General features: G+C 43.1%; 5 protein-coding genes. 2 read left to right on the top strand and 3 right to left on the bottom strand.

Annotated elements, in window-relative coordinates; genetic code table 11:
• Window positions 1-243 precede the first annotated feature (243 nt).
• From trxC to J3998_RS12895, 3 genes are all read right to left on the bottom strand, one after another.
• Window positions 244-666, bottom strand: coding sequence for a thioredoxin TrxC (gene trxC / locus J3998_RS12905; RefSeq protein ID WP_208151081.1), 423 nt, complete (start codon window positions 664-666; stop codon window positions 244-246).
• Window positions 667-718: 52 nt separating this feature from the next.
• Entirely contained in the window at window positions 719-1,171 is a 453-nt protein-coding gene (locus J3998_RS12900; RefSeq protein ID WP_208151080.1) for a hypothetical protein, read from the bottom strand.
• A 388-nt stretch (window positions 1,172-1,559) separates the two neighbouring features.
• Window positions 1,560-1,913 carry a hypothetical protein gene (locus J3998_RS12895; protein WP_208151079.1) on the bottom strand — a complete coding sequence of 118 codons (354 nt, stop codon included), beginning with the start codon at window positions 1,911-1,913 and terminating at the stop codon, window positions 1,560-1,562.
• 458 nt (window positions 1,914-2,371) lie between these two features.
• Here J3998_RS12895 and J3998_RS12890 point away from each other — a divergent pair, with 458 nt between their 5' ends.
• Window positions 2,372-3,337, top strand: a complete 966-nt coding sequence (locus tag J3998_RS12890) for a hypothetical protein (RefSeq protein ID WP_208151078.1) — start codon at window positions 2,372-2,374, stop codon at window positions 3,335-3,337.
• A gap of 128 nt (window positions 3,338-3,465) precedes the next feature.
• Window positions 3,466-6,410: retention module-containing protein (locus tag J3998_RS12885; protein WP_208151077.1), on the top strand; the 2,945-nt coding region annotated here is incomplete at its 3' end.

The raw sequence follows: 6,410 nt of genomic DNA, 5'->3' as shown, positions 1-6,410 counted from the left end.
TTGACTTCAGCGAGGTGTTTGAAGCAGTCAATTCTAGGCAGGTTTCGCAAAGCATAGCCATCGCTATGGTTAAGAAGCCTAACAACGAAGTGACGTTTCCAAACCTCGCCCGTAGGGGCTTTGTAAAATTTGTCTAAGCGGTGTTATCTGTTTTTGCCAGGTCTAGACATGACTGCAAACAGACGCCTTGCTTAGCCTAAATTTTACTTTGCCTGAAGTCATTTGGACTTGTTCTGCGTTTCCTTATATATTTTGATTTACCCATTGGGTGAAATTGCCGAGATCCATCGCGCCGGAAATACGGGTTACTTCCTTGCCGCCTTTAAAAATCGCGAGGGTCGGAATTGAGCGAATGCCGTATTGCATCGCCAGTTGCTGTTCGTTCTCGGTATTGATTTTAACGAAACGTGCTTTGGGTTCCATTTGCGCTGCAGCTTGGGCAAAAACTGGCGCAAAACCTTGGCAAGGGCCACACCATGGCGCCCAGAAGTCAACTACTAGCGCTTGGTCGGTTTTTTGCATGGCACGATTGAACTGTTCGTTATTCATTTCCAGCGGTTTGCCGGTAAACAGCGATTGCTTACATTTAGCACATTTTGGCGCTTGATTGAGCTTTTCATCGGCAACGCGGTTGAGACCGCCGCAGTGTGGACACATAGTAATCATCGCAAACTCCTAAAGTGGTGATGATTTGAATATAGTGGCGCTTACGTTTTTTTCAAGCTAACCAGTCCGGTTTAGGACTTTCTTCTTTACTTGCTTCAAATCCCTTATCGACAAAGCCGTGCAAGGTTAAATCGTGCGCATGAATGAGCTCTATCAGCTTTGGATCTGAACTGGTCAAAATCGCTTCAACCCCGTCCGGTAGCATTCGATATTCCATTTGCATCTCGTCTTTATATTCAAACAAGGCGGCAAAAAGCGGGTCCCATGAGCGAATTGCACGGCCGTTGGCAAAACGTTTGTCCATGCCGACGACATGTTGCTGAAGGACTTTAACGAGCTCCGGCATTTGCGCGGTCGTTTGCGCCTTGATGCCGTTTTCGAGTTTAACGGTAGTTCTTTTCAGTAATTGGTGTGCTTCAAGCAGCTGTTTAAAAAGTGCTTGGTCTTTAAGGTGTTCGGCATCGGTACCACGACCGAAGCGGTACTGGTGTTGCGATTCATTCATCGGATTTACCTTATAGGGAATTTAATGGGAATGGACTAGGAGTATAACGAGAAATTTGGAATAAAAAAAAGCGCAGCATTTGGTCTTACTGCGCTTAATTTTACTGAGGAGCACTTCAAAATTCGCAATAGGGGGTGCGAATCTGAAATTGAGACTATTTAAAACTTAGCCAACTAAATAAAGTGGAAGACCGCTTTGTTTAAGTTGTGATTAGTTTACTGCTAGCTTTGCAGTGAAACAATTACATAAACTTGAAGAATTATTGAGAAATAATTAATTGCTTATGCATGGATAAGTTTTTTTTATCCTTGCCGATATTTCCTATAGTCTTCCGGAAATATCGGCATAGCTAGCTGGCAGTGAAGAATGGGCGTTATTGCTCCTAAATTTAGCTGTTACGTTCACCGCGTTCTTCAGGCATAGGGCTCGTTTCATTCATTAGATAGTTGGCTTGGTTTTGCAAGCTACTTGCATAGGTCATGCCACTGCTAGTTTGGTTGCCGCTGACCGACGTTTGGGCAACTGAATCGCGACTTTGTACGGTTTGCTGTGGGCTTAGCGACATATAATCGACGCCCGGGGCACTCGTCCCAGAACTAAGCGTCACTGCTGTTGAGCTGGTTGACTGAATGTTGTTACTTTGCGTGACATTTTCCGCAGCGCTTGGTTTTTTTGCAGCTAAGTCTTGTGTTGCTTGCATGCTCATTAGCGCAGAGGACGTTGTTGGATTGATTGAGTTCATATATTAGACCTCGTTAACAGGTACTTTCAGTTTTCTTAGGTTATCAAATTTCCACAAGAAAAGCATCGCTATAAAAATGCATGCTCATTTACAACGTATTTGCAGTCTTGTAAGAGCTTTAATGCGTGTGATAGTTGTTCCGTTGTTTTATATAGCTAGTCGCTTATATTCACAAAATTAAATCGTGTATAAAAAAATATTTTATAAGTAAGGATTTTATTTAAGTTGTTGAAAATTAAGGTTATTTAATTTTTTTTACCCGAGTAAAAAATTATTTCAGTAAATTTTTTATACAAACTGTACTGGTGGACAGTAGAGAAGGCTTACTACAGGTTGTAAGATAAGCATCAATCTCGAATAAGAAAGGTTAAAAAGCCTTCAAAATTATCGCTTTAGATAAACAGATATTAAGGCGCTTCGGGGTGTTTAAGAACAACAATTATTTGGAGTAAATACTCATGGCAACTGAACTACTACTAAACAACGTTATTGGCGACAAACTCTTTGGCGATATTTCTACCTTTGACGCAAATGACGAAAGCACCCGTATTGACACAGCAATGCTAGGGCTGTTTGGCGTATTAGATACTAAAGCAGGTTTTGGCTACAAAGGCGCGTATGAAGGTGATGGAACTTCTAATGTTACTGACTTCATCAACTTGATGACGCAAACTCTACCGTTTGCTGGTCCGATCTTCTACCTGAACAACCAATTATCTCCGAGCGCTGCTGTGCTTAATGATGGTGTAGCGATTGTTAAGTCTCTTCCTTTCGCAGAAGAAGTTATTCTTCCAATGCTTGCTCCTGCAACAACTCAGGAATACTTCGGTGGTAGTGCTTTTACTGCTCTTCAAGATACGCCAGTTGTTGGTGATGTGCTTTCTATCGGCATCGCGAACTTGTCAGCAGACCCGCTTCTAGCTGATCAAGCAGCACTTGCATTTGATTTGCTTGAAGACTTCTCATTCGGTGGCAACTTGATTGAAGTGATTAATGATCCTTCATCAGCGCCTGCTTTCATGTCAGCAATGTTAACTGATTTCGCTGGCATGATGCCGACTCCGGCAGGGATTGTTGGCATGATTAAAGCCGGTCCGGCAGAACTTGAAGATACTTTGTCGACGGTAACAGAAGTTCTTGCAAGTTACGGTGTTGATTTGCCGATCCCTACCGATACGGTATTCAGCGCACTAGATCCATTAATGTCAGCTGCAGACCCGGTTCTTGACGCTGTAATCAATATTGCGGAAATTCTTCCGGGTGCGGATGATTTGGGTGGCCTTCTAGGTGGAACTGGTTTAATCAGTGGCTCAGCTTCGGCTTCTAGCGATGGTTCATCTGAAGGTAGTGCAAGTATCTTGGGTATCCTAACTCTAGATTCAACTTCTATGCTAAACCTAGATTCACTGAATGTTCTAGCTTAAGACATTTGGAAAAATTCTCTCGGCTTCTTAGCTGAGAGGGTTTTGCTATAAGTCTTAATTTTTCCTTTAGGGCTTACAGCAAAATCAGAAAAACATAACAAAAATAAAAATATTACTGGAGAAGAGAGATGGCGATTCAAGTAGGTACTGTAAAATCCGTAACCGGTGTTGTTAAAGCGGTAGATAAAGACACCGGCATAGAGCGCGTTTTAACTGTTGGTAGTCCTGTCTATCAAGGAGAGAGCATTGAGACAACTGATACATCGAATGTCTTAATGAATATGAACAATGGTGAATTGGTTACACTTGGTCGTTCAACGACAATGACTCTCTCTGATGATGTAATTTCTTCGTCAAATACGGATGAAGGTTCGGTTTCACCTGAAACCATAGAAAACATGCTGGCTCAAGGGGATATTGACCTCGACGCTTTAAATTTGGATGAGTTAGAAGCAACAGCCGCCGGTGAAGATGGTAGCGCCAACGAAGGTGGCGTAACTATTGCACGTCTAGGTTTAGAAGGTAATGTTACTTCAGGCTTTGATACATCAGGGGTAAATGCAGGATTTGGAGCTAATGCAGAGGACTTAATTTTTGCTGATAGCGAAGATCCAGAAGATCCGCCAAATCCGCCAAATCCGCCAAATCCGCCAACACCAGTAAATACCCCTCCTACTGCCGATGTTAGCGATAATGGTAGTACACTGACTCCTCTTGTGGGTGCTGATGGAGGATCTACGGGTGGTTCTGGCGGCATTGATCTTAATCTCGATCTTGGTGGTTCTATTACGCTTCCAAATGTTGGTGGTGTAACTAATATTATAGGTGACTTGTTGGGCGGAAGCTCTGAGGCGGGTACTGCGGGGTTAGTTGATCGTATTGTTGATACGGCAACGGATGTTGTTGATGATATTACTGGCGGCTTAGGTCTGCCGACAGATACTGAAAACCTAGATGATGGTTTAAATGATACCACTTCCGATTTGCAAGAGTTCCTGACCGGAGACGATGATTTAGGCACGACCTTAGGAGATCTACTAGGAGGTCAAGCAGAGCAAGGAACGGCAGGTTCTGTGGATCATGTCATTGATGGTACAACAGATGTTATTGATCAAGTAACAGGCGGTCTCGGATTGCCGACCGATACAGAGAACTTAGATGATGGCGTCAACAATACAACTACAGATGTGCAAGAGTTTCTGACAGGTGAAGACGATCTTAAAACCACAGTTGGTGATTTGTTGGGCGGAGAAGCAGCAGCAGGAACATCAGGGTCGGTTGATCAAGTTGTTGATGGCGCTACTGATGTTGTTGATCAAGTTACTGCCGGTCTTGGTTTGCCGACCAACACAGAAAATTTAGACGATGGTTTAAACAATACCACCACAGATGTTCAACAATTTTTGACAGGTGAAGATGATCTTGAGACAACGGCTGTTGATTTATTAGGTAATAACGGTTCAGCAGACCAAACCATTGACGGTGCAACAGATGTTGTTGATCAAGTTACTGCAGGCCTTGGCTTACCGACAAATACCGAGAACCTAGATGAAGGGCTGGATAACACGACTACAGATGTACAGCAACTGCTGACAGGTGAAGATGACTTAGAGGCAACGGTTGTTGACTTATTAGGTGAAAACGGTTCAGCAGACCAGATAATTGACGGTGCTACTGATGTTGTTGATCAAGTGACTGCAGGTCTTGGCTTGGCGACTGATACTGAGAACCTAGATGAAGGACTAGATAATACAACGACAGCGGTACAAGAGTTCCTAACCGGTGATGAAGATCTTCAAACTACTGTGAGTAGCTTGTTAGGTGGTGATTCTGCAAATGGTACGGCAGGAACACTTGACCAAGTTATTGGTGGTGTGACGGATATTGTTGACGGTTTGTTAGGTACTGATACCTCAGGTTTAGATGATTTGGTAAATGATGTAACAACCGTTATTGATGACGCGGTTGCTGGCTTAGGCGTCTTGGATCAAGTTAGCTTGGAAGCACTCCCGCTTGAAGATATTAACTTAGAAGCTTTGCCGTTAGAAGACATTAGTTTAGATGCGCTACCGCTAGAAGATATTAGCTTAGCAGAGACGGGGTTAAATAATGTCAGTCTTGGTGTATTGAATACAGGGACGGCTAATGATGAACTTCTATCAGGAAATTTAAATGTTTCGGGTTCGACAACGTCGCCTTCAACAAATGGAGAAAGTAATCCTCCTATTGAATTAGGCGTATTGGATATTGTTAATTACCAACCTGAGAAAGTATTTACTGCTGGTGATGCTGAAGATGAAATCCAATATACGGAAATGAGCATTGATAATGGTGTTGGACAGGATTTATTAGGTTTAAACAAAGTCATTGGTAATAATGAATTTGTTGTGCCGCAAAATGATCCGACATACAACTATGACGTCACTGATGATGGGCAAACTGTTAAGGTTAGTCGTAAGGATGGTAATCCTATGACAGAAGACGAAACTAACGCAGCCATGGAAAGAGTGGAAATTAAGGATACTAGTGTTCTTGGTTCTTTACTAGGTACAGGAGCTGTTGTTGGAGGAACTTACGGGTTAACTGTAGTGGATGCAGGTGGTTTGAGTGCAACAGATTCTGAAAAACAGTTTTTAGATGTCAATGTCTTACATAATGGAACTAATGATGGTTTATCTGGCGTAGCTGATGTCCCTGCTCTGGAGGTTTTAGCTCCAGTTATGGATGCTCTGGATGATGCACTTGGTTCAGTTGATGATGATCTCCTTAACACTGTAGGTGATGTACTTGATACTGTCGGCAGTGTTGCGACAGTGCTTAACCCAGTATTATCTCCTGTTGCAGACTTACTAAATCAAGTTGGTGGTGTTGTTACAGATCTTACTGACACCTTAGGACGCGAAACTCCTCTTGGAGATCCTACCATAGGGAATGGTATTGCTGATGTTCTAGGTGGTAGCCTTCTAGGCGGTGAGCCTGATGAAACGATCACTGCGGGCTCAGTTGACCAAGTCGTTGACGGTGCAACCGATGTCGTGGATCAACTAACAGCAGGTCTTGGATTGCCGACTGA

The sequence above is a fragment of the Thiomicrorhabdus marina genome (assembly GCF_017571465.1).
GTDB lineage: Bacteria > Pseudomonadota > Gammaproteobacteria > Thiomicrospirales > Thiomicrospiraceae > Thiomicrorhabdus > Thiomicrorhabdus marina.
The sequence above is the reverse complement of the archived record's forward strand: the minus strand, read 5'-3'. Positions and strand labels throughout refer to the sequence as shown.

Coding starts and splice junctions, on each gene's coding strand:
- trxC (WP_208151081.1), bottom strand. CDS start 666: ATGATTACTATGTGTCCACACTGCGGCGGTCTCAACCGCGTTGCCGAT.
- J3998_RS12900 (WP_208151080.1), bottom strand. CDS start 1,171: ATGAATGAATCGCAACACCAGTACCGCTTCGGTCGTGGTACCGATGCC.
- J3998_RS12895 (WP_208151079.1), bottom strand. CDS start 1,913: ATGAACTCAATCAATCCAACAACGTCCTCTGCGCTAATGAGCATGCAA.
- J3998_RS12890 (WP_208151078.1), top strand. CDS start 2,372: ATGGCAACTGAACTACTACTAAACAACGTTATTGGCGACAAACTCTTT.